Below are 24,801 nucleotides of genomic sequence, written 5' to 3'. Positions count from 1 at the left end.
TTCTTCACCCGCCTTTTCATCTCCGCCTATTCACCGTCATGTATCTCAAAAGCCTCACCCTTCACGGCTTCAAGTCCTTTGCGGACAAGACCCATTTCGAGTTCCACAAAGGTGTCACCGGCATCGTGGGGCCGAACGGTTGCGGCAAGTCGAACGTGGTCGATGCCATCCGCTGGGTGCTCGGTGAAACCTCCGCCAAAGCGCTGCGCGGCGATGAAATGGCGGACGTCATCTTCAACGGCACCGACAAGCGCAAGCCCGTGGGCCTCGCGGAAGTGACGCTGACGATGGCTGATTGCGAGGAGTCGCTCAAAGTTGATTTCAACGAAGTGGCACTGACCCGCCGCGTGTTCCGTGACGGTCGCAGCGAATACCGCCTCAACAACACCGTCTGCCGTCTCAAGGACATCCACGATCTCATCGCCGGCACCGGCATCGGCCGCGCGGCTTACTCCATCATGGCGCAGGGCCAGATCGACATGCTTCTGAGCTCCAAGCCGGAAGACCGCCGCACCGTTTTCGAAGAAGCCGCCGGCATCACCAAGTTCAAATCGCAGAAGCGTGAAGCGCTGCGCAAGCTCGAATACACAGAAGCCAATCTGCTGCGCGTCGCCGACATCGTCGCAGAAGTGAAACGCCAGATGGGCACGCTGCAGCGCCAGGCCGCGAAGGCACGCCGCTACCAGACGCTGCTCGAAGATACCCGGCTGCTGGACACCCACCTTGCGCACAAGCAGTACACCGAATTCGCCGGTGAAAAATCCGAGTCTGAAAATCAGGTGCGCATGATGGCGCAGCAGATCGAACAACTGCAGGGCAAGCTGCAAGTCGCCGAGACGGAAGCCGCACAGACCCGCGAGGCCTACCACGCGCTGGAATCCCAGATCAGCCAGGCACGCCAGCAGGCACAGGAGCTCCGCTCGCAGATGCAGAGCGCCGAAGGCCGCCTGGGCTTCAACCGCGAGCGCAGTGAGGAACTCGAAGGCCGTATCCGCCAGAACGAAGAGCAGATCGCCGCGAATGAAGACCTGCTCGATCAGGCACGTCGTGACCTCGCCAATGCGGACGAGCAACTGCTTGCCATCACGGACAACATCCAGACGCGCCAGCTCGCCATGAACGAGCACGCCAGCCAGCACCAGAGCATCCTTCCAGAGCGCAACCGTCTCGAAGCCGACCGCCGCGCCATCCGCGAATCCATCCGCCAGTTCGAAGGCCAGATCGCCTCCAGCGAAGCCCGCGCGCAGTCCCTGAGCAATCAGATCTCCGGCGACCGCCAGCGCCACGAATCCCTGGCGCATGACCGCCAGACCGCGCAGCAGGCGCGTGAGACGAGCCAGATCGAATTCGACGAACTGCAGCGCCAGATCCAGGAACTGGAAGAGACGCGCAACCAGCTCGACGAAAAGGCCAAGGACTGCGCCCGTGAAATGATCGAACGCCGCCGCCAGCGCGACGCGATGAACAACGAGCTCAATGACCTCCAGCGCAATCTGACGCAGCGGAAGTCACGCCTCGAAATCATCGAGCAGCTTCTGCAAAAAGGCGAAGGCCTCTCCGCCGGCACGCAGAAGGTCATCAGCGGCCTGGACAATCCGGAAGTCTACTCCGTCGGTGTGCGCGGCCTGCTGGCCTCCAGCATCGAAGTGGAGCCCGAATACATCACCGCCATCGAAGCCGCGCTCAAAGACCACCTGCAGGCCGTTCTTCTCACGGAGAGCGAACTCGCCGCGCAGATCATCGACCGCCTTACCGATCACAAGATGGGCCGAGCCGCCCTGGTGCCGCATGATTTCTGCAACCTCCGCCGCGCCTCGGATCGCGAGCTCCTGCCCGCTGGCGCCATCGCCTGGGCCACGGACAAGGTGCGCGTGAAAACCGGCGTGCAGAGCCTCATTGACCACCTGCTGCACAACGTCGTCATCGTGGACGATCTGCACACCGCTTTGCGCATGAAGCGCGAGATGCCGCACCTCGCCATCGCCACGATGCGCGGTGAACTCATCACGCATGACGGCATCATCACCGGCGGTGCCACGAAGGAGGAAGGCTCCTCCACCCTGCGCCGTGAGGCCGAAGTGCGCCAGCTCCGCACGGAAGTGGAAGCACTGGAATACCAGTACATGGAGAAGGAAGACGCGGTGAACAACATCAGCGCGCAGCTGGAGGAAATGCAGCGCGAGGAAGTGTCCCTGCGCGAGCAGTCCCAGCGCGCCCGCGAAGGCTTCTCCCAGTTCCAGGGCAAGATCAGCGTCGTTCAGCGTGCGCTGCAGCAGGCCACCACCAAGCTCGAAAGCGTGGAGTGGGACCAGAACCAGATTCAGGATCGCATCAGCGGCTCCGAAAGCCAGATCCAGCAGCTTCACGAAGCCGTGGCCATCGCCCAGGAGCAACTGGCCACCTCACGCGCCCTCGAAAACGATCTTGAGCTCGAGATGGAGGCCTTCCTCCGCCGCGAGCTTGAATCCAGCGAACGCCTCAACAAGCTGCGCACCGCTCTCGCCCTTGAGCAGAGTGCGCTGCATTCCATCGAGCGCCAGAAGGCTCCCCTCGGCGTGCGCTTGCAGGAGCTGCAGGCCGGCATCAATCGCTTCTCCGAAGAGATCAACACCTGGCGCATGCGCATCCAGCAGAGCGAGGCGGAAAACGCCCGCTTCCAGGAGCAGATCGAATCCCAGCGCGACACCATCGCCGCCATTGAAGAACACCTGCAGTCCAAGACCGAAGAGCGCGCCGGATTGTTTGAGCAGGTCAGCCAGCTCGAAGCGCAGCTCACGCAGCTGCGTCAGAGCTTCAACGGCCTCAACGAATCCCGCAACCGCGCCGAAGTCGCCCTCACCCGCGTGGATCTGCGCCTCGAAAACCTGATCAATCAGGTGCAGGAGCGTTACAGCTTCCACATCGAGGCGTTTGAGCCTGACTACCACGTGCTGATGGTCACCATCGAAGAGCAGAAGAAGAACCGCAACCGTGGCAAGAAAGGCACAGCCAATGCCGCAGGCTCCAGCGCAGCCGCCGATGGCGCCGAAGCCAGCAACGAAGATGCTGAAGACGCCGAGCCCGCTGCCGAGGAAGCCGAAGCTCCCGTCATCCGCGCCGTCTCCAATCGTGATGACGATGCCGTGGACATCGACGAAGTCGTCATCCCCGGCGAAGAAGCACAGCCCGACTGGGCCTTCGTCATGGAGGTGGTCTATGAACTGCGCCAGAAGCTCGAAGGCATCGGCCCCGTCAATCTTGATGCCATCCAGGAGTTCGAAGAACTCGAAGAGCGCCACAACTTCCTCGACACCCAGCACAACGACCTCGTCAAATCCAAGGACGAGCTGCTGCAGGTCATCGCCAAGATCAACGAGACCACGAAGACCATGTTTGTGGAGACGTTCACCCAGGTGCGCGGATTCTTTAACAACAACTTCCGCGAGCTTTTCGGCCCTGCCGCCAAGGCCGACCTCATGCTGGTGGATGAAAACGATCCGCTGGAGTCCGGCATCGAAATCATCGCCAAGCCCCCGGGCAAAAAGCTGCAGACCATCAGCCTCCTTTCCGGTGGCGAGCGCAGCATGACCGCCGTGGCCCTGCTCTTCTCCATCTACCAGGTGAAGCCCAGCCCCTTCTGCGTGCTGGACGAGCTTGATGCACCTCTCGATGAAACCAACATCGGCCGCTTCCTCAAGATGCTGGACGCCTTCATCGACAACTCCCAGTTCATCATCGTCACTCACAACAAGCGCACCATGAGCCGCGCCGATGTGATCTACGGTGTTACCATGCAGGAGTTCGGCGTCAGCAAGCCAGTGGGCGTCCGCATGACCACGGAGGAAACCCGCACCATGGACAAGACCGTCCAGGAACTCGCCCTCGAAGCCCCGAACCAGCCCGGCCGCCGGAAGAAGGCAGCAGACGACGATGCCGAAGCCTCAGCCGATGAGCAGGCCGAGACCATCCCCGTCAACGAAGACCTCGATGAAGAGCAGGCCCGCCTGACCGCCATCGAGGAGATGGAGGAACAGACGCCGGCGGCGCTGGTGTGAGGAAAGTACTCGCGAGCTTCAGCTCGCTCCCAGCGCATCAAGACGTCAAGCCGTGCGCCATTCGGCAATGGCTTGCGACTGCAGAGTTTCTTGTCGTAGACCGAACTTCCAAGCTCGGTCTACCTCAAGCCTCGCCCTCATCCTGGCTCCTTGATCTCTTGGCAGCCTCCGCCTCGTCCCTCTCCCTCAAGAGCCCTTCAAACCTATCGCGCAGTTCCTCATCCCGCACACGCTGCGCCAGCTCGATCACCTCCAGATACGCATCCCGTTCCTCGGGATAATAAAACAAGATCTTCTCATACTCCTGCACCGCAGCCTCCACCTTGCGCTCCTGGCTGTAGCGACGCGCCAGCTTGTAGGACAGCGGCGGCTTCTCAAACTCATCGGAAGGAAAGAACAGCTCCGCGAACGGCTTCGCAATCCACTCCGCCAGCTTGAAAGCCGTGTCCGGAGCCAGCAGCAGCACCGTCGTCACGAGCAGCAGCATGCTCCCGATGACCCGAAAGGCCGCAGACAGCCAGTCCATCTTCAGCGCTGCAGACATCATCCACACACTCGCGACCAAGGCGAGTCCGGCCAGAATCCTGCGAGCTTTCTGCCAGTTCATGCGAAGGGATAACTCCAATCACAAGCTCTGCAACTGCGAGGCAAGCGCCTTCGCGTGCCGCACGCACGAACAACCTAGGTCGTGTTTGAAAACGTGTCACCGCCTGCGCTATGCGTTTTGGACTGCGCCGGTCCGCCGGCGCTTTCGAGTGCCTCGTGGCCTACGAAAAGCTCCAGAGGACTGGAGCACTCCAAGACGCTCCGCGTTCTTCTCCGCGCTCCGGCCTGAAAGTGCGCCACACCGCCCAGCGCTATTCTGTCTTTGCGCGGCTAACTCTACTTCACCGCCTCATATAGCGAAGCGATGCCAAGCGTGAGCTGGCGTGAACTCGCACTGGCGAAACCATTCTCGCAAATCAAAGCCTCCATCTCACGGCCGGAGGGAAAGCGCTCAATGGAACCGCAGAGGTACACGTAGGCTTCGCGTTTGCCAGTGATCCACCCGGCGACACGGGTCATGATCTGCTTGAGATAAAACAGGTACAACTGCCGGATGCCGGGAATGCGCGGGATGGAAAAATCGAGCACAAACAAGCGACCGCCGGGCCGCAGCACGCGGTTCATTTCCTTCAGGGCCGCAGGCCAGGAAGCCATGTTGCGCAGGCCAAAGGCCACCGTGAGCACATCGAAGACACCATCCTGAAAAGGCAGCGCGAGTCCATCTGCGGCGACGAGGCTGGTGAACTGACGCTTCTGCGCCTCACGCATCATGGGCACCGAGAAATCTGCCCCCAGCACTTTCGCCTGCGGGCAGGCGGCCTGGATGGCCTGGGCGAGATCTCCACTGCCAGTGGCGAGATCGAGAACGCGCTGCGGTTTCAGTTCCGCGATGCGCTTGGCCGTGGTGCGCCGCCAGAGGCAATCGATGCCGAGACTGAGGACGTGATTCGCCAGCACATAACGCGATGCGATTCCCGCAAATGCCTGCCTCACGAATCCTGCGTCTTGCATGTGACTTTCTGTTTAACCGGTTACCCGAGGCGGCACTGTTGCCGCTGGATGGTGCTCACGACTGGACTCGAACCAGCACAATGTTACTTACTAGAACCTGAATCTAGCGCGTCTACCAATTCCGCCACGTGAGCAAAGGAGTCGGGTTAACCGGGTCGAGAGTTTTGACCAAGCCGCAGAATACTCAAGCGAGAAAATGACTTTCTTCTGGCGACATGGCGGGCTTCGGGTAAGTCGCGTGGCATGTCCTTTCGTCTTGAGATGCTGCAAGTCGCACGCCTGGCCCCCAAACTCCTCGGTGAGTCGGCGGAGCTGGTGGAGTCCTTCCTGCGTTCGCGCCTGTCCCCCGAGGGCGGTTTCCTGGATCGCAACGACAAGCCGGATCTCTACTACACCGTGTTTGGCCTGGAAGGCCTGCAGGCGCTGTCCGTGGATGCCGCCACGATTCCCGATGTGCGGCCATGGCTGGCTCCATTTGGAGATGGGGAGCGGCAGGATTTCGTACATCTGTGCTGCCTCGCGCGCTGCTGGGCGAATGCCGGCATGCAAGATTTTCCCATGGCCTCGCGTGAGGCGCTGGCGGCACGCATTGAGGCCTTTCGCTGCCCGGACGGTGGCTACCATCAGGCACCCAAGCGTGCCAAGGGCAGCGCCTACGGCTGCCTGCTGGCCTGGGGTGCTTACCAAGATCTCGGCGGCATCCCGCCCGAGCCTTGGCGGCTGGTGGAATGCATGGGCGGCCTGCGCACACCGGATGGCGCATGGTCCAACGAACCCGGCATCCCCGTGGGCTCCACCACAGCCACGGCAGCCATAGTGGCCCTGCACCGCCACATGGACATACCCCCGCCCGCTGAGGCCGTGGACTGGCTGATGCGCCAGTGCCTGCCTGCAGGTGGCTTCCTGGCCCTCCCCGCCGCTCCCCTGCCCGACCTGCTCTCAACCGCCGTGGCCCTGCATGCTCTGGATGCCGTGCAGGCGGATTACTCCCGCCTCAAGGAACCCTGCCTCGACTTTGTCGATTCACTCTGGAATGCCACCGGCGGCTTCCACGGCAACTGGACCGATGACATGCTGGACTGCGAGTACACCTACTACGGCATGCTGGCGCTGGGGCATCTGGCGTGAATACTCATCTGCTCCAGCTACCGCCTTTTTCCGCTGAAGTTCTTCAGAGACGGGTTCACGCAAAGGCTCCGTGGCGGGTCTGATGGATCATCTCCCATATCACATCTCTTTCACCGTTCTCGATCAGCGTCCACGGGCTGCGGTCTTTGAAGCCTGGATTGGGTTTTTGCAACCATGCAGACAGATCCTCCGCCGGGATCAATTCCAGCAATGCCTTCACAAGGCGCACGGCTTCTGTGACCTGCGCCTGCACTGGAGCGGAAAGCTTTTTTTGCTTTTCATAGGTGGCAAGGGTCCGCTCCGAAAAATTGGATAGCCGCGCAAAGACACACCGATTTAAACCGATGTTTCTGCGCCATACGAACAACGCGGTCCCGCTCTCCCTGGCCTGCTGCCAAGTCACGGGCTTCTGGGTCGCAGCGCTTCTCATGAAACAACCATGCCTCTGACGCCCGGGACGCGCAACAACAATCCTGCAAAATTGCAGGATTGTTAAGGCGATATCATTTCTTGATCCACTTCAAACTGGCTGCCCGGTAGCAAATTTTCAGGGAAAACGAGTGCGTTCACGCCAGAGGAATCTGCGGCGCTCGGGACGATGACCGCTTCGAAACCGGTGTCAGCGAAGGCTTTCCCCCAAGCCTGTGTGATGGACTCCTGGCCCGACTGGTTCTCTACCCGCCAGTCCAGATGGCGAATGGTGTCTTCGGAGAGTTGCAGTATCCGGCGCACCTTTCCGTCCCGCAGATCAAGCACGCGCCTGGCTTTGAACTTGAGGGCCACCAGTGTGCGAGGAAGAGCCTTGCTGGGCGGCAGCGCGTAATAACGCACATGAGCCTGCGCTTCTGCCAGTGCGGTCTCCGGCGTAAGCGCGGTATAGCTCAATCTGGCAGCTCCCTTGGTGTGCCATCTGCCCGAGGAGTGCAGGGCACCGGCACCGCTCGTAATGTCAGCGGCTTTTGAGTAGGTGGGATTGACGAAGCGGTACAGCATCTCATTGCAGCTCACATCACAAGTGTTGCCGATGGTTTTCAGCCGATGCTCCAGTTTTGAGCTGTCTGGGTGAACGGTAGTCTTCACGGGTGGGTACTGTCGTCTGACTGGCGTTCTTTTACAAGATAGCTATGCCCACGCTGAACAAATTAAGCGCAAAATGCGCTGGCAGACTTCGGGCAGAAGTCATCCCAGGCTGTCGGCGCGTGCCTGAAACTCCCTCTTCTCGAAGAAAGATAAGGGCATGATCCCTCGTCATGGACGGAGAGAGGGAAAACCGCTAGGGGTACGCTGGATAGATCGAACTCCGCATTGCCTGAAACAATCTGGGATCAAGGACGAGTTCGAGCAGGAGGACTAGGACGATTACAGAGGAGAGGAGGCCTGGCGCAGTACCCAGGCACAAAAAACCCGGACATCGCTGTCCGGGTTCTCTGAATATTTTGCTGAAGCCTCGAATTACGCGAGCGCTTCCGTGAGGATGCGACCGCCGTTGACGATGTCGATCGGGCGACCGCCGTCGGCCATGATGCGCTTCTCGCTGTTGATGCCGAGGAGGCGATACATGGTCTTGGCAAGATCTTCCGGACCCACCGCATCGCGGTCGGGCTCACCACCGAGGGCGTCAGACGCACCGTGGATGTAGCCTTCCTTCATGCCGCCACCAGCCATGGCGACGGAGAACACGCGTGGCCAGTGGTCACGACCATTGGTGCCGTTGATCTTCGGTGTGCGGCCGAATTCGGAGCTGACCATGACGAGCGTGCGCTTGAGCATGCCGCGATCAGCGAGGTCGGTGATGAGGCGGGCGAAGGCCTGATCGAAGTTCGGAGCCTGACCGGTGAAGGCGTCCTTGATGTTGGAGTGGTGATCCCAGCCACCGTAGTTGACGGACACCATGCGGACACCGGCTTCAACCAGACGGCGGGCCAGCAGGAAGCGCTGACCGGCGGTGTTGCGGCCGTATTCGTCACGCAGTTTGTCGGACTCCTTGGTGAGGTCGAAGGCTTCACGGGCCTGCTTGCTGCTGATCAGGCCATAGGCGGCCTGATAGAAGCTGTCCATGGCGCTGATGGAGTCGGCTTTTTCCACGTTTTTGAAGTGCTCGTCCACGGTGCCCAGAAGGTTGCGGCGGCGGTCAAAGCGCTTCTCATCCACGTCTTTCGGGGTGAGGAGATCGCGAACGGTGAAGCCTTTGTCAGCAGGATCGCTGCCGAGGGCGAAGGGACCGAAGGCGCTGCTCATGTAGCCGGTGCCCTGATCAGGAGCGACCATGTTTGGCACCACCACATAAGGAGGCAGGTTGTTGCGGCTGCCCTGCTCGTGGGAAATGACGGAGCCGAAGCTTGGGAACTTGATCGCCGGGCTTGGACGGTAGCCGGTGAACATGTTGTGCGTGCCACGCTCATGAGCGGCTTCACCGTGCGTCATGGAACGGATGACGGTGAGCTTGTTCATGATCTTGGCGATGTTCGCGAACTTCTCACCGACGTATTCGCCGGGGATGGAAGTTTTGATCGGGGTGAACGGGCCGCGATAGTCAGGCGAGGCAAAGGGCTTCGGATCCCAGGACTCATGCTGTGCCATGCCACCTGGGAGGTAGATGTGAATGATCGAGTCAGCGACGGGCTTGAAGGTTTCCACTTCAGGCATGACCTGCGCAGCCTGCAGGCGCAGCATCTCAGGCAATGTCAGGCCGAGGCCGCCGAGCATGCCGACATAGAGGAAGTCACGACGGCTGGCACCGGAGCGCAAATCAAGGTGATTGCCTTGGCAGAGTGAGTGCATTTTCATAAAGTGAAGGAGGGGTGTTGTTGCTGGATTCGAGAGGAAATACGGGTCCCCCCCGGGGTTCTTGCATATCTTGCGAAAAATGACACAAATCGTGGTTTCGCACAATCAGGGGGTCACCCAGCCAGCCTGCACCAGTTCACTGATCCACACTTGGAAATCAACCGGAGCATCCGGAGGAAATTTAAGCCGCAGAATCATCGGCACGGTGGCGTCCTCACTCAGTTGCAGCTGGTAATCCAGCGCCTTGGTGATCGCAGCGCCCTTGTCGGTATAGCCATAGACCACTTTGGCCCCGGGTTCGGAAATGTTGCGCAGGCTGTAGCACTGGAGCTTGGAGGGATCACCAAACTGATTTTCAAAGTGACCCGCAGGAGAAACGAGCACCCGAAAGAGCGTGGGGGCGGCCTGCTTCAATTCAAGGAAATCCGACCAGCCCATCTCACCTGCGCCCACGAAGGACTCCCAGTCCACACGCGGCCCCGCCGCAGAGTGCTCCACCGTGGCAACGCGCCGGCCACCACCTTCGAAAACCACCACATGCTGGCTGAACTTGGGGGAGAGTTCCGTCGCTTCGACGATGGAATCAAACGCCTGCGGGCCATCCGCATTTTTTGAATAGTAGAGGCTCATCAGCGGTGCCACGCGCAGGCGGTCGCGCACCAGCAGCACACGCTGTTTCCAAGTGGGAGTTTCCAGAAACTTCCCGATCACTTCCTCTGCGGCAGCCAGCTTCGCCAGGTCTCCGCCTGTGACTTTGGGCAGGGCGCTGGCGGTTTTGAGGTTCTCACTGCCGGGTGGGCGAAACACCAGATTGCCAGAATTCACCTGGGGCAGCGGCTCTTCAGGCTGCATCAGCGCCACGTCAGGCGGCAGCACCATCTTCCCGCCGTTCTCATTCTGCGCTTTCGAATCCCCCGCTTTGGCCAGCTTGGAAGCAAGCGATTCAGTTTTCTTGGCCGGTGAAGGCATCAAGCTCCAGACCACAAGCAGGACCACGATGACGCCCACCACACCCGCGCCAATCATCAACTTCCGCCGAAACTGCTGGATCTCAGGATCCATGCGCATGCGGTCAAAGGCATCCCCGGGCAGCGGCTGCGGTTCCTGAAAAGCAGCCGGACTCGAACTCGGAGCGGGTGCTGCGCTGGTCGGCTCATTCTGCGTCATCAGCAGCGCACGGCGCTTCGTCTTGGTGGTCTTCTCCGCCATCTGCAGCATCACCATCTGCCCGCACTCAGGACAGGGGCGTGAGCGCGTCACTGAAGAAACCTGGATTTCGACAGTTTTTTCGCAGTGAGGGCAAACGAGGATGGTGGCCGGCATTCTTGGCTGGACGTTGATGAAGGGTGGGCACTCTGGCGGCTGGATTGAACCGCCGCAACTTGTGGTTGGTCAATTTCCCGTCCAAGCATCCGCGGTGAAGGCGCCACTGGAGCGCAGCCGCTGCAATCCCCAGCTCATCATGATGCGGGCGTCCTCCCAGATGTACTTCGTCTTGGTGCCGAGCTGCACCAGGATCACTTCCCGCCCGCCACTGGCGGCACTGGAGATCAAACAGCGCCCGCTGGCCACGGTGTAGCCGGTTTTCATGCCGTTGCATTCGGGCATGGCGCCCAGCAGTTCATTGGTGTTTGTGAGCGTGACCACACGCCCGTCCGCACGCCGGAAGCTGAAATACTTCCGCCGCACCACATCACGGATCACCGCATTGCGATACGCCGCCATCGCCACCCGGGCCATGTCGCGTGCCGTGGAGTACTGCCCGCCCACGGTGAGGCCGTGCGGGTTTTTGAAATTGGAGTTCGCGCAGCCCAGCGCGCGCGCCTTGGCATTCATCTTGGCCGTGAAGGCGCTGATGCTGCCCGCGTTGTCACGCGCCAGAGCATTGGCCACATCGTTCGCGCTCTTCACCAAAAAGGCATAGAGCAGTTCCCGGCGCGAGTACACCTCCCCCGGCTTGATGCCCAGCCGAGTCGGCTCCACGGCCACGTCGGAGGCCTGAATCCGCACCATCTTGTCCAGATTTCCCGCATCCAGCACCACCAAGGCGGTCACCAGCTTTTGTGTGCTGGCCACCCCACGTGCGGTTTCAAAACTGCGCCCCGCCAGGTGCTGCCCGGTGCGCGCATCCAGCAGCAGGTAGGAGGAGGCACGGATCGCGGGTCCTGAGGTGGCCACGAGCATGGGCCGCTCTGGCAGCATCACGGGCATGATCTGCGCACTGTCGCCCTCGGCGTACATGTGCTGCGTATTCGGTGCGACCGGAATGGCACGCACCACTCCCTGTTCGGCACAACTTGCCAGCAGCCCTGCGGCCGCCCCTGTCATCAAAAAGTGGATCAATCTCATCATCGTGAAGGAACGCCAGACCAGCCCGCAGTTTTCATGCCGGGCCAAGCAACCATGGCGCGCTGCATCTAGGCCACCCAGGGTTTGTTGTCAAACCTTGCGCCCTCCGCGCCGCGCTCCATGTTCGGCCCATATGGCACTAATCATCAACGGCGAACACATCGACGACGAAATCATTGAAGCGGAATTCCGCCACATCAAAAGTCACTACGAACGCACCCTCCAGGTGGCCTGCTGTGAGCGTGACCCAGAATTCCGCGGCATCGCCAAGGACAACCTCATCTCACGCGCCCTCCTGGGCCAGGAGAGCCGCCGCCGCCATCCCGAGGTCTCCGAAGAGGATGTCACGGCACGCCTTACCAAGCTCATCGACGAGGCCGGTGGCGAAATGCAGTTCTACATGAACATCGGCATGCAGGTCAAAGACGAGGCGCTCGTCCGCGAGAACGTGGCAGGCGGGGTCCGGCTGGACAAAACGCTGCAGGAAATCTACGCCCCTGAGCCGGAGCCGACCGAGGCCGAGCTGCGGGCCTGCTACGAGGCCAATCTCAAGCACTACATGACCGACGAGGAGATCCAGGCCTCCCACATCACCAAAGGCCTCTCAGGTGCGACCAGCCGTCAGGAGATCTATCAAGCGATGCGCGATGTGCGCTCCCAGCTTCTTGCCGGGGCTGACTTCGCCAAGCTCGCGGAAGAACATCGCTCTGGCGACCAGCAGCAGATTGACCTCGGCTGGTTCAAGCGCGGCGAGTTCATGGAGGAGTTTGAAACCATCGCCTTCTCCATGGGCGAGGGAGAGATCAGCCCTGTCTTCAACACCCAGCTCGGCTTCCATGTGTGCACGGTGACAGGTCGCCGCCCATCCGTGGCGCGTCCGTTTGATGAAGTGAAGGCTGACGTGAGAAACCGCTTCCTTGAAGAATACCGCGACAAAAAATTCAACGCCCTGCTCGAGGAGCTCAAAGCCACCGCCAAGGTGGAAGACACCAATCCTGAAGGAGAGAGCTGCGGGCATTGAGCACGAGCTGGATGAACTCCAGTTCCGCCCCGATCACGACTTGGAGATCACCGACACCGGAGTGCGATAAATCGCCACCGGTTCCGGCAGCGAGTCCATGGGCGGTGGTCCGGGGAAATTGTCATCCACAAAGCGCCGCCAGGTGTCGCGCGTTTTCACGGAGATAAAGCCCTGCACGGTGTCGCCACACTTGCCGCAGATCATCACGCTGTGCAGCAGGGAGATTCCTTCGCACACGCCGGTGATCACAAAATCATCCATGCCCGGGGCATCGCGCCGCGCATTGCACACTGCACACGATTCCAGGCCGCGCTCCAGCGTCACCTGCTCGTCCTGAAACTGCGCCAGCCGCTTCTTGGACTCCTGGGAGAACTCCTCCATCATCTGCGAGCGGCAGTGATCGCACAGCGCATACTCCATCACGCATTCACCGCGCTTGTAGGCCTTGGAGATTTGAAAGCCCCCGGGGAAGTCCGGCAGGGACTCGCCGCAGCGCGTGCAGTTCTGAAACGGACGCTCCTCATACTCACACCGCAAGTCAGGCGGAATGGGCGGCGGCTGTTGGAGATCGTGATCAGACATCGGCTTGTTTGCAACAAAGCGCACACCATGGCAGTTTCACAGTCCAAACTCATGCGTTCCTCGCTTTTCCTCTGCCTCCTCCTCCCCGCCCTTCTGCATGCCCAAACGGCGGAATGGCCGGACTCCCGTGGCAACGCGGCCATGACAGGCACCTCCCCCGTCGAACTGAAGTTCCCGCTGGAGCTGGCCTGGCAGTTCAAGCTCATGGACAAGCCGAAGGGGCAGCCCGAGATGCTCGTCTCCAGCGCCGTCGTGCGCAGCGGCAAGGTCTATCTGGGCAGCAAGGACGGCAAATTCTTCTGCCTCGACCTCGCCACCGGCAAAGAGATTTGGAAGGCCGAGGCCAAGGGGGCCTTTGACGGAGCCGCCGCTTTTGCGGGTGAACTCGTCGTCGTGGGCTGCCAGGATGGCTTCGTGTACGCCAGGAACGCCGACACCGGCAAAGAAGTCTGGAAGTTTGAAACGCAGGCCGAAATCCACGCCGCCGCCAATGTCTGGACGAATCCCGAAACCAAGGCGCAGAAAATCATCATCGGCAGCTACGACTATTCCATCTACTGCCTCGATGCCAAAACGGGCGTCAAGGAGTGGGCCGCTGAAACCGGCTACTACATCAATGGCGGCTCCGCCGTTGGCGATGGCAAGGTCGTCTTCGGCGGCTGCGACAGCGTGCTGCATGTGCATGACGTGAAGACCGGCAAGGAAGAGCGGCAGATCGAAGTGGGAGCCTACATCGGCAACAACGTCGCCATCGCTGACGGCGTCATCTATGTCAGCCACTACGGCAACCGCGTCGGCGCCTACCGCATCGCCGACGGCACCAAGGTCTGGGAATACGGCGAGCGCGACTTCGAGTACTACGCAGCACCCGCCATCTGGGAAAAGGGCGTCTATGTCGGCGGCCGCGACAAACGCTTCCATGCCATCGACCGCGTCACCGGCGCGCAGCTCTGGGAATTTCGCGCACGTGATCGCATCGACAGCAGCGCCGTGATTTGCGCAGGGAAAGTGGCCCTCTTCGGCTGCGATGATGGGTACATTTACGCCCTCGACCTCAAGACAGGGAAAGAGGTGTGGCACAACGAAATCGGTGCCCCGGTGAAGACGTCAGCGGCAGTTGCCGGGAACTACGTGCTGTTTGGAGCGGATGACGGGGTGCTGTATGTGTTTAAGAATGGGAAGTGAGCCGCAGACTGCTTTTTCATGGCGGAATGCTATTCAAAAACAAAGAGCCAAATTTTCGTTTGACTTTGCCCCATGAGTTCCGCCTATCTTTTCCATGAAGAGACCACGCATCTCAAAATCGGAAACGGAACATCGCCCTTGGACACCTGAGCAGCATCGGCGCTACATCGAAACGCTGGGACCACACCTGCCAGCGATTCTCAGTTCACTGACTCGTCCACTTCTCGCAATAGGATGTGCCATTCACGGTCCAGATGCACTAATCTGGGTAACAAAACTCCTCCCTCTATGGCGATAGTTTTTCGTCTTTCGTCCCCATCTCACTGCGCCATTACAGCCCCAACGCAAGCCGTGCTTCTTGTCGGATTGCTTTGGCATCCTTCTGGGCTGTTTTCATTTCCTGGGCGGTAGCTTCATATCCCGGATACCGAAACCTCACTGCATAACGCGTGAGCTGTTGCGCAGAGGAAACAAGGGAGGTCCACAGCGGTTCGACAGGGCTCAACAACTGGATCAGCATCTCCAAATCATGCGTCTTGGGAACATTCGCTCCCGCCTCCTCCAGCCTTGCTTTGAGGTATTTTTCAGACGCCTGCTGAAAGAGGAAGCAGGCTTGATCCCTTACGGGCGGCTTGCGCCGACGCATCAGTGACACGGCCAGTTGATAGTCCGACTCGGCCTTTTTGATCCATTCACTCGTGGCTGCCTTCATACATGATCTTGCCTCGTTGAGTAACATCCAAAATGAAACTTTCCCGGTCAGCAACACGACGCGCCAGTTTGTCATCCGGCTCCACCAGCACATCGACGGGAAAGCCCGCAGGCACCTTGCGACGCACACGGGTGTCAAGGTCACGGCGGTAGCGCCGCTTTGGCATCACCACCATCACGTCCACATCCGACTCCTCTGTGGGTTTGCCATAGGCATAAGAACCGAAGAGGATGATGCGCTGCGGTTTGAATGCAGCAGCAATGCCGTCGCAGTAGCGCTGGATGTCGCCCATCGGAATCATGTGGGGAGAATAGACGGTTTGGCAGCCGGGTCAAATCGCTGTGTCCACCCGGCGGAAACCGCACACGGAGAGTGTGGACCACTTCTCGCTGAAGGCCATCCATTCATTGCCCTGACAATGAAAGCCCTCACGACCAAGGGATACCGAAGGATCGGATGCGGCAGGCGAGGTTCTTCGCGCTCTCTTGACGAATCACGCCATGCTCAGCGTCTCCACGGCAGCCTCAAAGTGGATCATGGCCCCGTAGCAGCCCATGCCAGCCTTTGTCACCAGCCCTAAAAGGTGACGCATTTTGCGTTTGAGGCGCCAGACGAAGGAGCGGGGAATGGTACGGTGAATGGCGAACTTTTTCACGTATTTGGGCACCGTCCACAGGGTGGTCATTCCATCCTGAAACAGGGCCGTGTCACCGGCGCGCAGGGTGTGGACCTTGCGGCCCGGGTTTTGTTCTTCGATCACCACCTCGCCTTCCAGAATCTGCACAATCTCATCCAGACCAAACACCCACTTAAATTTGCCCGCCTGGCACTCCCAGACCGCGCAGGAAAGTGTGTTGTCCGCTGCGATCGCCAGGGTGGTGGCCCGGGCAATCGGGTTGCCCTCCAGAATCCAATCGGGATTGATGGGTGCCAGCTGGAGGTCTTGCTGATGGATGGATCCCGTCTGAATCAGGGGGAAGGTGCTGGGCTTCCGGTTCGCGGTATGAGCAGGGGCGCTGTCGTTGAACCCAAATGGCGAATGAAGAGATTTTTCCATATTTTCCATCTTTAACAATAATAGCCAAATCGCCTATTGTCGAGAAAACTCGTGTGGCGGAAGCCTGATTTGGCTGCTTGGCTGATTCTTTGCTTAGGCTAAAGGCGAACCGGCAAGCAGCCAGAGCACACGACGATTCGACAGCCCCTGCCATCAGATGTTTTTCCATTGTCCATCCCTCCCGCTGCAGCCCCTTCTTGCATCCCTTCCGCCCGCCGCTAAAGGAACTGGGTGCGTATCATTTCTGGCAGTGCAGGAGGGCTCGCTCTCGAAGTCCCCAAAACCGTCACCCGGCCCACGCAGGATCGGGTGCGGCAGGCTGTGTTCTCGATGCTCGGGGAACTCGTTCAGGGCGCGCACGTGCTGGATTTGTTTGCCGGCACAGGGGCCATCGGCCTGGAATGCCTGAGCCGGGGCGCGGTATCGGCGGTGTTTGTGGATGAAAACAAGGGCGCCTGCGAGGTCATCCGCCGGAACATTGCCAAGACCCGCCTCACAGGTGCCACGGTGCGCCACAGCGATGTCTTCCGCATGCTGCCGCTGCTGGAAAAAGACGGCAAGCAGTTCGATCTCATCTTCGCCGATCCGCCCTATACTCACTGCGATGAGGACACCGACTTCGTGGCCAAACTTCTGGCCGAAGAATCTCTGCCTGCGCTGCTGCACGCGGAGAGCCACCTCATTTTGGAAAGTCACCACTTCAACCGCGAAACGAAAAGCTGGCCCGGCTGGGAGGTGCTGACTGATCGCAATTACGGCTCCACCCGCATCGTCTGGCTGCGCAAACTTCCGCATGGCATCGAAAGCGCTTAGCCTCACTCTCTACAATCTGGCGCTGCCTTTGGGGCTCGTGCTGATGCTGCCGGGAGCCATCCGCAAGATGCGCCGCCGCAATGGCCGCTGGCAGGATCTCGCCCAGCGCTTCGGCTTCTTTCCCCGTGAGACCCAGGCCGCCATCAATGCCCTGCCCCAGCGCGAACGCTTCTGGATGCATGCGGTGAGCGTGGGTGAAGTGGGGGTGGCAAAGAAGCTCATCACCCGATTGCTGAAAACCAACGCCAACCTCGGCATCGTGCTCAGCACGACGACGCCCACGGGATATGCGTTAGCTGAAGAGCTGGCGACGCAGCATGCAGGACGCGTGGTGGCCATTTACAGTCCCATTGATCTGCCGGGCGTTGGTCGTCTCATACTGGAGCGCATTCAGCCCACGCAACTGGTGCTCGTCGAGGCGGAAGTGTGGCCCAACCTCACGGCCTCCGCCTCACGCCTCGGCATTCCCATTTCACTGGTCAATGCACGGCTTTCTCCGCGCAGCGAGCGCCGCTACCGCAAGTTCAGCTGGTTCATCGGGCCGATCTTTCGCATGCTGAAGCAGGTCCTTGTACAAGAGGCCGACGACGTCGCACGCTGGCAGGGCTTTGGGGTCGATGCAGAGCGCATCCATCTCACCGGCAGCATCAAATACGATCCTGAAGGTGCAGTCGTGCCAGCCATCAAAATCGAGGAACTGCATGCGGTGCGCGCTCTCGCCGGCATTGCCGAGGCACAGCCCACGCTGCTCGCCGCCAGCACGCATGCGGGAGAGGAGATCGAACTCGCCCGCGTCTTCCTGCGTCTGCGCGAACAGGTGCGCAATCTCGCGCTGCTCATCGTGCCGCGCCATGTCGAAAGGCGTGCGGAAATCAGCGCTGATTTGCAAAGCATCGGCATCTCCCCTGCCCTACGCAGCGTGCCCAATTCACGCGTGGATGCCAGTGCGCCCGTCTTGCTGATCGACACCACGGGCGAACTCGCCGCGTGGCAGCATCTCGCCACGCTGGTGGTGGTGGGGAAGAGCTTCCTCGCTGAAGGCGGCCAGAATCCCGCCGAAGCCGCGCTGGCGCAGAAGCCGGTGCTCTTTGGCCCGCACATGGAAAACTTCACACCGCTGGTGGATCTGCTGCTCAAGCACGGTGGCGCGCAACAGGTCGCGGATTTTGCAGAGCTGGAATCCGCCTGCCGCACACTGCTGCAGGATCAAGCCAAAGCAGCGCGCATGGCGCAGGCAGGCCATGATGCGCTCAAGATTCACGAAGGAGCGACGATGCGGAGCGTGGAGCGGTTGCTGCCAAACTAGGCGAGAGCTTCAGCCCCAGAGCGACTGCGGGTACTCACCCGCATCAATCAGCGCGCGGATGCTCGCGACGACTTCCGCCTTGTCTTCAGGATAGGTGACGCCGAACCACTTGCCGGTGGTTTCGAGGACACGCACATCGGCTTTGCCGGCGGCAATGAGGGCATCGACCTGAGCGGGCACGTAGCACTCGGATTTGAGCTCGGTGCCGCGCTCGGCAAGGAAGGCGGCGAAGGCGGTGCGCAGGTGCGCGAAGATGTCAGGAGTGAAGCCGAAGAAATTCATCGACACGACTTCATTGCCGGTGAGCGGGACGTAAGCGCCCTCCACCTCGCGGTTTTCCGCACCGGTGTCGCATTTGAAAATCTTGGTCATTTCCAAGACGGTGCTCAGCATTCCATTGGCATCGCAGGTGCAGACGCCACGGGACACGCTGCCGTGATCGGAGAGGGTGTTCTTCAGGTAGAAACCCACCATGGACCAGTGGCTTTTGCCGTCCTGCGGACGAGGCTGGATGAGATCTGCGGCGATCTTTTTGAAGGCGTCCTGGCCGTAGAAGTCATCGGCATTGATCATGAGGAAGGGCTCATTCACCACCTTCTCGGCAGCGAGCAGCGCGTGCGCGGTGCCCCATGGCTTGGAGCGGCCTTCCGGCACGGTGAATCCGGCGGGGAGATCGTGCAGATCCTGAAACGCGTAGTCCACGGCGATGCGGCCTGCATACTTGGAGCCGATCTGGGTGCGGAAGAGCTCCTCAAAGTCACGGCGGATGACGAACACCACCTTGCCGAAGCCGGCGCGGATCGCATCAAAGACGGAGTAATCCAGCACCACCTCGCCCGCAGGTCCCATCGCATCGAGTTGTTTGAGGCCGCCGTAACGGCTGCCCATGCCGGCAGCGAGGATGAGAAGAGTGGGTTTCACGAGGGAATGGATTGAGGGAGTGAAGGAAATAAAAGGGGTGTACCTTTTCGCCGGGTAAGGGTCAGGTCAAGCAGTTCGAAGTTCGAGGCAGCCCCGCCGCGGGGCAAGTGGCCAAAACCCGCACCGAACCCGACAATAGAGAGCTTGTGCTCCTTCGCCGTTTCGGCTTACATCCATGCACATGCTTCAAGACATCACGAAACTCATTCAGCTTCAGGAACGTGACCAGCGCATTCGTGCCCTGCAGAAAGACCTCAAGGACATCCCCACGATGCAAACCCGGGCCAAAATGCAGCTCGCGGGAGATCAGGCCGCCGTGGATGCCGCGAATCTGGCCATGAAGGAAGTCGAGGTGAAGATCAAAAACATTCAGCTCGATGTCCAGACGCGCCAGACCTCCATCAAGCGCCTGCAGGACCAGCAGTTCGAGACGCGCAAGAACGACGAATTCGCCGCCCTCGGTCATGAAATCAAACGCTACGAGGCCGATGTGACCAAGTTGGAAGATGGCGAACTGGAGCAGATGGAAGCCCTCGAAGCCGCCAAGGAGAAGCTGAAGGAGGCGCAAGCCAAGCTGGCTGCCACCCAGGTCCGCGTGAACGAGGAACTGAAAAATCTGGAAGAGCGGGGTGTGGGCGTGAAAAAGCGCCTCGACGATCTCAACGCCGAACGCGCCAAACTGGCCGAACCGATCGATCCTGATGCCCTTGATCTTTACACCCGCATCTTCACCAAAAAAGGCGATGCCGCCATCGTGCCGATGGAAAACGCCATGTGCGGCGGCTGCCACATGAAGGTGGTCGTCGGGGTCATCCAGTCCCTGAAGCAGTCGGAAAAGCTCACGCAGTGTGAAGCTTGTGGACGTATTTTGTATCTGGTGGAGTAAGCCGGAACGAGCAGTCTTTTTCACTCTCGCGGCGCTGGCCCTCAGCGCCGGATTCACTGCGCAACGGTGTCAGTCGATGGTAGCGGAGCGGCATGATCGAGGATGAACAGGAAAACGAGATCGATTTCGCCACCTCTTGACTCCTTGACCGCATGACCATTGAAAGGTCTTTTCCTTTCCATGACCTTCACCCTCGAGTCCTTCCACTTCCACGTGCTGCCCATGCACACGCGGTTCCCGTTCAAGTACGGCATCGCCAGCATGAACGCGCTGCCGCACCTCTTCGTGACGGCGAATCTGGTCGTGGATGGCAAAGCCGTGAGCGGACTCGCCAGCGAAGGCCTGCCGCCGAAGTGGTTCACCAAGAATCCGGACACGCCCTTCGAGCTCGATCTCGCGGAGATGATCGCCGTCATTCAGAACGCCTCACGCATCGCCCGGCTCGCCGCAGAAAAACCCACGGGCTTCTTCGCCTGGTGGCAGAACCTCTACGCCGAACAAAGCAACTGGGCGAAGGTCAAAGAGGTCCCTTCCCTGCTCGCCAACTTGGGCGTGAGTTTGATCGAGCGCTCCGTGCTCGACGGCCTATGCAAAGCGCTGGGCCAGCCCCTGCACGCCGTGCTGCGCTCCGATGTGCTCGGCATTGATCTCGGTGCCGTGCGCGAAGAACTGCGCGGCATGCGCGTGGAGGATGTCATCGCACCTGCACCTCTGACGCATCTGAATGCACGCCACACCGTCGGCCTCGGCGATCCTCTCAGCGCCGCCGATGGCACCCTGGACGATGGCCTGCCCTACACGCTGGAGGAAAACATCCGCGCATACGGCCTGCGCTACTTCAAAATCAAAGTCTGCGGCAAACCCGAGACCGACCTGCCACGCCTGCGCGAAATCACCCGCATCATCACCGCGAACTGCAGCTCCGGCTTCCACGCCACTCTCGATGGCAACGAGCAGTTCTACGACCTCGCCGCCTTCCGCGAATTCTACGCGACGCTCAGTGCCGATGCCGCACTGGCACCGCTGTTCCAAAACTTGCTCCTCATCGAGCAGCCGCTGCATCGTTCACAAGCTCTGAACGATGATGTGGCCGCGACCCTGCAATCATGGACCGAAGGCCCCGGCATGATCATTGACGAAAGCGACGGCTCCCTCGGCGATCTGCCACGCGCCCTCGATCTCGGCTATCGCGGCACCAGCCACAAGAACTGCAAAGGCATCGTCAAAGGTCTCGCCAATGCCGCGCTGCTCAAGAAGCGCACCCCGCACATTCTCGGCGGCCCCATCCTCAGCGGCGAAGACCTCGCCAACGTCGGCCCTGTGGCCCTGCTGCAGGACCTCAGCGTCATGGCCCTGCTCGGTGTCACCCACGTGGAGCGCAACGGCCACCACTACTTCCGCGGCCTCAGCATGCACTCCGCCGCCACGCAGGACGCCGCGCTCACCACCCATGCCGGATTGTACCACCGCCACGCCCAGGGCTTCGCGTCTTTGATCATCGAAAATGGCAGGCTGGATCTTCAGAGCGTGAACACTGCTCCCTTCGGCTGCGGCATCACTCTCGACGTCTCCCAGTTCGAACCGCTCAACGCCTGGATCAAGCGTGGCGGGATGGGGGAACTATAGATCGGTGTCGGGAGTCACAGGCTCATTGGTGGGTGCATTCGCAAACACAAACCGGTGAATCCCCGCCAGATCTGCCGCTGTGCTGGCATTCAGATAGCCGAGCTCGGTGCAACGCGTCGCTACCGGCGCCCCCTGATCATGCCCCACTTCGAGCGCGATGAGCGCCCCTGAGTTGAGATGCGGCAGCGCATCATTCAGAAACCGCTCCACGATTCGCAGGCCATCAGGTCCGCCATCGAGAGCGAGGATGGGGTCGCGTTTGACTTCAGCGCTGAGTGTCGGAATCTCGGCACTGGGGATGTAGGGAAGATTGGCAACGATGACGTCGAAGCTGCCGGTGATCTTTTCGAAGAGGTCGCTGCGCAGAAGTTTGACGTTGGCACTGAGGCGCGAGGCATTGAGACGGGCGAGGTCGAGGGCGTCTTCGCTGATGTCTGCCAGGATGACTTCGCTGAACGGCCAGGCTTTGGACAAGCTGAGCCCGATGCAGCCGGAACCGGTGGCCATGTCGAGCACGCGTGCAGGTGCGGTGGCACATTTTTTGAGCACGAGTTCCACCAGCGTTTCCGTTTCCGGACGAGGGATCAGGGCGCGGTGATCGCTCACAAATTCATGGCCGCAGAATTCAACGGTGCCGAGCAGGTGCTGCAGCGGCTCCCCTTCCCCACGGCGGCGCAGCAACTCGCGCAGCATTACGAGATCCTCCTCCGGCACGGGCTCGCTGAAGCGCAGGTAGAGATCCAGCCGACGACACCCCAGGACATGGGCCAGCAGATGCTCCATGTTCAGCCGGGCTTCGTCGATCTTGCGTTTCTCCAGATAGGCGGTGCCGGAGCTGACGATTTCGAGAATGAGCTTCATGAGAGGAGAAATGACGAATGCCGAATGGCTGGAATCAATGCCATCAACCACGGATGCTCACTAATCAGACGCAGCAGGCTGGATCAAGCCGGATTCCGTGATGATTTGATGGATGTGCTGATCGTGAAACTCGACGGTGATGTGATCCACAATCTGGACATCGAAGGCCACGGCGATGCGTTCGGCGCGGCATTGGGGATGAGCCAGCAGGCGGTCATAGTAGCCACCACCACGCCCAAGTCGTTTCCCATCATGGGTGAAGGCGAGACCGGGAACGAGGATGATATCGAGCTCAGCGATGTCGATGTGCGGACATTGCGGATTCGGCTCCCAGACGTTCATCTGGCCGCGATGCAGATCCTCCATGGAACGCACCTGCCGCGGCTGAAGCGCCTGATGTTCGATTTGGAAGAAGCAGGTGCGGACTCCTTGTGCGTGCAAGGCAGGCAGCAGATGCGTCACGAGATCAGGTTCGTTCTTGAGACCTCCAAAGAGCGCCACGGTGACACCGGCAGGCCAGGTGGCGGCGAGGTGCTTGAGGTGGGCAGCGATGTGCACACTCGCCTCACTGCGAGCAGCTTCGTCCATGGCACGCAGGCGTTCCCGCATGGCCTGGCGCAGCGTGGGTTTGTCGTGCATGGCGTTCGCGGTTGGGATGAATGGAACGCTTGGCAGCTGGCGGGGGCGCTGGCCGACAGACAGGAGTGTCTGTCGTACCTCAGAGCAGTTCGGGTTTCTGCAGCAGTTCGGCCACACGTTTGAGCAGGCGGCCGGCGCCGCCACCATCGAGCACGCGATGGTCAAAGCTCAGCGTCAGTTCGGCTTCCGTGACGGGGATGAACATGTTCACTTCCTCACTCCAGTGCGGCACTTTGCTGCCGGCACCAAGGCCCAGAACGAGATTCTGCTCGGGCAGCGGAATGGGAGTGGCCCACACGATGCCGAAGGTGCCAAAATTGGTCACGGTGGCGATGCCGGGACGCTTCACATCATTCGGTAAACGGCGTGCACGGGCCTGCTCGACGAGCTTGTTGTACGTAGGCACGAGTTTGACGAGCGGGGTCTTTTCCACTTCACGCAGGGTGGGCACCATGACGCCGTCATCCACTTCCACGGCGAAGCCGATGTCGATGGCGAGCGGATGTACGATGCGATTGCCCACCAAGCGTCCTGCGAACGCGGTGTTTTCAGCCAGCGCCAAGGCAAGGGCGCGAATGACGTAGAGCGCGGGGCCGGGCTTGGGATCGGTCTTTTTACGATGCGCGAGCATGGCATCCAGCATGATGGGACTTCCCACAGTGGCGAGCGGGCGCGTCCAGCTGCGGCGCATGGAATCCGCCACGGCGATGCGCATGGGCGAGGCCGGCGTCATGCGGTGCTGCTCCAGCGCACGCAGGAAGGCTTCAAAATCTTCGACGGTCACACGGCCGCCTGCACCCGTGCCGGGCACGCCGGCGAGGTCGGAGGCGTTCAGACCCAGCTCCAGCATGCGGGCACGCATGCGTGGAGAAATGTAGCTGGCACCCGTGGCGCCGGCAGGCACCGGCAGGCCTCCCACAACAGGCTCGACGGTAGGCTGGCGCGTGGAGATGACGTCGTTGTCGCTGATCTTGAAGTGGAGGTTCTCCACTTCTTCTGAGCCAGCGCGGGAAGCGCTCTGCGTTGAGGCCGCAGGCTTGGGCTCATCCGTCAGACCCAGCGACTGGGCATTTTCCAAGGTGATCTCAAAAGCGGCGAGCGTGGAGCCGACGGCGTAGCTGGTCTGCGCAGTGGCCACGATCTGGCCAATGGTGCCGGCGCATGGCGCGGTGACGGCCATGGTGGCCTTGTTCGTCTCGACTTCAAAGAGATCACAGCCCGCCTCAACCACACGACCGGGCTCGACCAAAATACGAATGATGGTGGCTTCGGCGATGGACTCGCCAAGCTGAGGCATCAAGATGGGAATGGTGCGCATGACGGAATGCTGAAAAAAC

At 60.5% G+C, this 24,801-nt stretch carries 23 protein-coding genes and 1 tRNA gene; 8 read left to right on the top strand and 16 right to left on the bottom strand.

The annotated features are described in order from the left end of the window. Positions 1–38: 38 nt before the first annotated feature. On the top strand, positions 39–4,034 hold the full coding sequence (smc, locus tag AC24GY_RS05015) for a chromosome segregation protein SMC (protein WP_487680827.1): 3,996 nt from the start codon (positions 39–41) through the stop codon (positions 4,032–4,034). Between the two features lie 124 nt (positions 4,035–4,158). Here smc and AC24GY_RS05010 read toward each other — a convergent pair whose 3' ends face one another. The 3 genes from AC24GY_RS05010 to AC24GY_RS05000 all read right to left on the bottom strand — a co-directional run bounded on the left by AC24GY_RS05010 (position 4,159) and on the right by AC24GY_RS05000 (position 5,725). After that, positions 4,159–4,641, bottom strand: coding sequence for a hypothetical protein (locus AC24GY_RS05010; protein WP_422321122.1), 483 nt, complete (start codon positions 4,639–4,641; stop codon positions 4,159–4,161). A 275-nt stretch (positions 4,642–4,916) separates the two neighbouring features. Further along, complete coding sequence (locus AC24GY_RS05005; RefSeq protein ID WP_422321123.1) at positions 4,917–5,591, bottom strand: ubiquinone/menaquinone biosynthesis methyltransferase; 675 nt, start codon at positions 5,589–5,591, stop codon at positions 4,917–4,919. Between the two features lie 49 nt (positions 5,592–5,640). Further along, positions 5,641–5,725: transfer RNA gene (locus tag AC24GY_RS05000), tRNA-Leu, on the bottom strand. A 109-nt stretch (positions 5,726–5,834) separates the two neighbouring features. On the opposite strand from AC24GY_RS05000, the gene AC24GY_RS04995 reads away from it, so the two are divergent. Then, positions 5,835–6,719 carry a prenyltransferase/squalene oxidase repeat-containing protein gene (locus AC24GY_RS04995; protein ID WP_487680825.1) on the top strand — a complete coding sequence of 295 codons (885 nt, stop codon included), beginning with the start codon at positions 5,835–5,837 and terminating at the stop codon, positions 6,717–6,719. A gap of 55 nt (positions 6,720–6,774) precedes the next feature. On the opposite strand, the gene AC24GY_RS04990 is transcribed toward AC24GY_RS04995, so the two are convergent. The 5 genes from AC24GY_RS04990 to AC24GY_RS04970 form a co-directional block, all read right to left on the bottom strand. Next, positions 6,775–7,122: a hypothetical protein gene (locus AC24GY_RS04990; protein ID WP_422319799.1), complete on the bottom strand. Its 348-nt coding sequence runs from the start codon at positions 7,120–7,122 to the stop codon at positions 6,775–6,777. Positions 7,123–7,211: 89 nt separating this feature from the next. Next, entirely contained in the window at positions 7,212–7,799 is a 588-nt protein-coding gene (locus tag AC24GY_RS04985) for an RES family NAD+ phosphorylase (protein ID WP_487680823.1), read from the bottom strand. 372 nt (positions 7,800–8,171) lie between these two features. Next, positions 8,172–9,500, bottom strand: coding sequence for a DUF1501 domain-containing protein (locus AC24GY_RS04980; protein WP_487680821.1), 1,329 nt, complete (start codon positions 9,498–9,500; stop codon positions 8,172–8,174). Positions 9,501–9,611: 111 nt separating this feature from the next. Further along, the gene (locus AC24GY_RS04975) at positions 9,612–10,829 is read right to left on the bottom strand and encodes a hypothetical protein (protein WP_487680819.1); all 1,218 of its coding nucleotides are present in this window, start codon (positions 10,827–10,829) and stop codon (positions 9,612–9,614) included. A gap of 69 nt (positions 10,830–10,898) precedes the next feature. Further along, positions 10,899–11,858, bottom strand: coding sequence for a D-alanyl-D-alanine carboxypeptidase family protein (locus AC24GY_RS04970; RefSeq protein WP_487680817.1), 960 nt, complete (start codon positions 11,856–11,858; stop codon positions 10,899–10,901). Between the two features lie 130 nt (positions 11,859–11,988). On the opposite strand from AC24GY_RS04970, the gene AC24GY_RS04965 reads away from it, so the two are divergent. Beyond that, complete coding sequence (locus AC24GY_RS04965; RefSeq protein ID WP_487680815.1) at positions 11,989–12,876, top strand: peptidylprolyl isomerase; 888 nt, start codon at positions 11,989–11,991, stop codon at positions 12,874–12,876. A 33-nt stretch (positions 12,877–12,909) separates the two neighbouring features. Here AC24GY_RS04965 and AC24GY_RS04960 read toward each other — a convergent pair whose 3' ends face one another. Next, complete coding sequence (locus tag AC24GY_RS04960; protein WP_487680813.1) at positions 12,910–13,458, bottom strand: hypothetical protein; 549 nt, start codon at positions 13,456–13,458, stop codon at positions 12,910–12,912. Positions 13,459–13,509: 51 nt separating this feature from the next. On the opposite strand from AC24GY_RS04960, the gene AC24GY_RS04955 reads away from it, so the two are divergent. Further along, the gene (locus tag AC24GY_RS04955; protein WP_487680811.1) at positions 13,510–14,643 is read left to right on the top strand and encodes an outer membrane protein assembly factor BamB family protein; all 1,134 of its coding nucleotides are present in this window, start codon (positions 13,510–13,512) and stop codon (positions 14,641–14,643) included. 331 nt (positions 14,644–14,974) lie between these two features. On the opposite strand, the gene AC24GY_RS04950 is transcribed toward AC24GY_RS04955, so the two are convergent. From AC24GY_RS04950 to AC24GY_RS04940, 3 genes are all read right to left on the bottom strand, one after another. Beyond that, the gene (locus AC24GY_RS04950; RefSeq protein ID WP_487680809.1) at positions 14,975–15,355 is read right to left on the bottom strand and encodes a HEPN domain-containing protein; all 381 of its coding nucleotides are present in this window, start codon (positions 15,353–15,355) and stop codon (positions 14,975–14,977) included. After that, on the bottom strand, positions 15,336–15,656 hold the full coding sequence (locus AC24GY_RS04945; protein ID WP_487680807.1) for a nucleotidyltransferase domain-containing protein: 321 nt from the start codon (positions 15,654–15,656) through the stop codon (positions 15,336–15,338). The genes AC24GY_RS04950 and AC24GY_RS04945 overlap by 20 nt, the downstream gene beginning before the upstream one ends. 192 nt (positions 15,657–15,848) lie before the next feature. Further along, a complete protein-coding gene (locus AC24GY_RS04940) occupies positions 15,849–16,412 on the bottom strand; it encodes a cupin domain-containing protein (protein WP_487680805.1) in 564 nt (187 codons plus the stop codon). Between the two features lie 231 nt (positions 16,413–16,643). Between AC24GY_RS04940 and rsmD the strand changes: the two genes are divergently transcribed. After that, the gene (gene rsmD, locus AC24GY_RS04935) at positions 16,644–17,225 is read left to right on the top strand and encodes a 16S rRNA (guanine(966)-N(2))-methyltransferase RsmD (RefSeq protein ID WP_487680803.1); all 582 of its coding nucleotides are present in this window, start codon (positions 16,644–16,646) and stop codon (positions 17,223–17,225) included. After that, entirely contained in the window at positions 17,206–18,531 is a 1,326-nt protein-coding gene (locus AC24GY_RS04930) for a 3-deoxy-D-manno-octulosonic acid transferase (protein ID WP_487680801.1), read from the top strand. The genes rsmD and AC24GY_RS04930 overlap by 20 nt, the downstream gene beginning before the upstream one ends. Positions 18,532–18,540: 9 nt before the next feature. On the opposite strand, the gene AC24GY_RS04925 is transcribed toward AC24GY_RS04930, so the two are convergent. Further along, entirely contained in the window at positions 18,541–19,452 is a 912-nt protein-coding gene (locus AC24GY_RS04925) for a nucleotidyltransferase family protein (protein WP_487680799.1), read from the bottom strand. Positions 19,453–19,633: 181 nt separating this feature from the next. On the opposite strand from AC24GY_RS04925, the gene AC24GY_RS04920 reads away from it, so the two are divergent. Both AC24GY_RS04920 and AC24GY_RS04915 read left to right on the top strand, forming a co-directional pair. Beyond that, the gene (locus AC24GY_RS04920) at positions 19,634–20,338 is read left to right on the top strand and encodes a zinc ribbon domain-containing protein (RefSeq protein ID WP_422319812.1); all 705 of its coding nucleotides are present in this window, start codon (positions 19,634–19,636) and stop codon (positions 20,336–20,338) included. Positions 20,339–20,518: 180 nt separating this feature from the next. Beyond that, positions 20,519–21,964 (top strand): hypothetical protein, encoded by a 1,446-nt coding sequence (locus tag AC24GY_RS04915; RefSeq protein ID WP_487680797.1) that lies wholly within the window; start codon positions 20,519–20,521, stop codon positions 21,962–21,964. Here the strand turns inward: AC24GY_RS04915 and prmC are convergent. From prmC to AC24GY_RS04900, 3 genes are all read right to left on the bottom strand, one after another. Beyond that, entirely contained in the window at positions 21,959–22,825 is an 867-nt protein-coding gene (gene prmC / locus AC24GY_RS04910) for a peptide chain release factor N(5)-glutamine methyltransferase (RefSeq protein WP_487680795.1), read from the bottom strand. The two genes, AC24GY_RS04915 and prmC, sit on opposite strands and share 6 nt — an antisense overlap. Positions 22,826–22,885: 60 nt before the next feature. Next, positions 22,886–23,464 carry a 5-formyltetrahydrofolate cyclo-ligase gene (locus AC24GY_RS04905; RefSeq protein WP_487680793.1) on the bottom strand — a complete coding sequence of 193 codons (579 nt, stop codon included), beginning with the start codon at positions 23,462–23,464 and terminating at the stop codon, positions 22,886–22,888. 79 nt (positions 23,465–23,543) lie between these two features. Beyond that, positions 23,544–24,782, bottom strand: coding sequence for a dihydrolipoamide acetyltransferase family protein (locus tag AC24GY_RS04900; RefSeq protein ID WP_487680791.1), 1,239 nt, complete (start codon positions 24,780–24,782; stop codon positions 23,544–23,546). Positions 24,783–24,801 lie beyond the last annotated feature (19 nt).

This window comes from Prosthecobacter sp. Pr1 (assembly GCF_057652315.1).
Note: the sequence above shows the minus strand (reverse complement) of the source record. Positions and strands in the feature narration are given on the sequence as shown.